The sequence below is a fragment of the Psychrobacter sp. genome (assembly GCF_041554015.1).
Classification (GTDB): domain Bacteria; phylum Pseudomonadota; class Gammaproteobacteria; order Pseudomonadales; family Moraxellaceae; genus Psychrobacter.
Genome location: NZ_JBFFMS010000093.1, coordinates 1 through 1,985 on the forward strand (window position 1 = coordinate 1; position 1,985 = coordinate 1,985).

The window sequence follows — 1,985 nt, forward strand, 5'->3', positions numbered from 1 at the left end:
ACGAGCGAGTGCCCAGAACTTGCGACCTCCTTTTAACACCCCTGCGGTCTCTAATTCAAAGTCAGCTTGTTCAGTCAGATCACGATAAAACTCTAAAATCTCACTTGGTTGTACTTCTTGGTAGCGCTGACTCACCACTGATAACGGCTCAAGCGTGTCTGAGCGATACAGTACCTTATTGTTGTCATAAGGCATGATCAGGTTTTGCCCTTTATCGTTGGTTGCCATGTAGCTGACATCTGAGGATTCGATACGCCAATCCATCCCAGCCTCGCGTGCCCAGACCTCAATCGGCTGTTTGGGGGATAGCTCGTTGCCAAGACCATGCCAAGGGGTTTCGCCAACGTATGCCATGCTTTCAATTAAATGTGCCATGTTGATACTCCTTTTAAGATTGATTATTTAAACGCTTTGATAATTGATTGAGTAAATAAATGAGGACGTCAGATACTAAAGGTATGCTGACAGGTACTGCATAGATAGCGCGGCATGATAGTCGCTCTTAGTAATGGCGGCTGCATCAGCCGTTGCTGTGCCAGATTAATTACGGTGGCAATAGCGCCACCTGCAACCATCCCGATCATCGGATTAATCTTGTAATACTTACAGACGCTCACCCCAAGACTGACTAAGAGCTTGGGTGAGCACAGATGCTCTGACATGCTTTGCATACTGGTATCCGTATTCTCTAAAACGTGTGCTGAATGACAATGGGGACAGATAGGTTTCATAGAATCTCCTTGATAATGGCGCATAAAAAAGGCCTGCTAAAAGCAGACCTTAATTAGGCGTTGAGGGATAGACGGATAAGATCGCGATGGCTCCTTATCTCATCTCGTGGGGATACTGTATATCTGAAATTATTTTGATATTAAGGGATATCTATGCTGTGGCTTTATTAAACACCCCTCTTACCGAGCTAGTGAGTCATGCTTTGCCCAAAGGTATTCATATTCGGTAAAGACACTTTAAGACGTTGATAGCTACCATCAGGCTTATCAGGACGGGTTAAATACAAAGCAGCATTAACCGCATTCTCGACTTCTTGTAAGTTATTACGATGAATCATTCCAATACCAAGTATGCCGCGGCGTGCAAGACCTTCTTTATGCTTTTTAGTATTTAAGATAAAGCAATAGCCAACGCCTTCAGTAATATCTCGCCATTTTTGTCCCACTTGATCAGCCAAATAGTTGTCCTTGTAATGTTTTGCGCCATCAAAGATCAGCAGCAGATGACAATGAAAGCCACCATTTTTTCCACCATGTTCTAATGACCAAGCATAGCTAAGTAAATGCGTAAAACAAGTATCGCCATTATGAATGGCGTCTCTTAATTTTTTCATATGAAAGTCAAAATCACGAATGGTAATGTGATGACTGATCTCTTGTATGTATTTTAAATCCACTCGAACAAACAACAATCTTGAATGGTCTGATATGAGGGTTCTGATATTAAGCTCTAAGTTTTTGCCATTTTGATTACTCTGATAACGCCACGCACTGTAGTCTTTTTTAATCGCCTTCTCATAACCTGACAGTAACTGAATAAACTGCACCGTCTTTTCATCGTTCCAAAATACGTTATAAGCGTAAGCGTCACCAATAATCATATTGGTGCTTTCTATAAATGCCTGGATAGGTTTTGAGTATCTGAATTCAGAATCAAGGCTAATCATGAACGAGTAATAGAACTCGTTCAATTGACTTTTGATTTGTTGGAAATTGATGGTACCAAATAATACATCTCTAACCAGTCTGTCGACGTTAGAGATAAGCTGTGAGTGATTAACAGGTGAGTAGATCATGGCTTGCTTTCCTATGAATATAAAGTTGAATGGGTGCTACATATATTCATAGGGTTGTGTATTTTTTTATTCCTAAGTGCGGATAGCATCCGCCTTAGTTCAGTAGTACTTAATATAACTTATATTATACTACCGCTATTTTGATGACACCCAAAGGCAATCTTTTTGTAAGCCAGCC

The 1,985-nt window shown here is 40.9% G+C and carries 3 protein-coding genes; all 3 read right to left on the bottom strand.

Going from position 1 to position 1,985, the window contains the following annotated elements; genetic code table 11:
• The coding region (locus tag ABYU67_RS12190) for a DUF932 domain-containing protein (protein ID WP_372845579.1) at positions 1-375 on the bottom strand (375 nt) is incomplete at its 3' end.
• A gap of 68 nt (positions 376-443) precedes the next feature.
• Complete coding sequence (locus ABYU67_RS12195) at positions 444-755, bottom strand: hypothetical protein (protein ID WP_372845581.1); 312 nt, start codon at positions 753-755, stop codon at positions 444-446.
• Positions 756-919: 164 nt separating this feature from the next.
• Positions 920-1,807, bottom strand: a complete 888-nt coding sequence (locus ABYU67_RS12200) for an inovirus-type Gp2 protein (protein WP_160022060.1) — start codon at positions 1,805-1,807, stop codon at positions 920-922.
• Between the last annotated feature and the right edge of the window lie 178 nt (positions 1,808-1,985).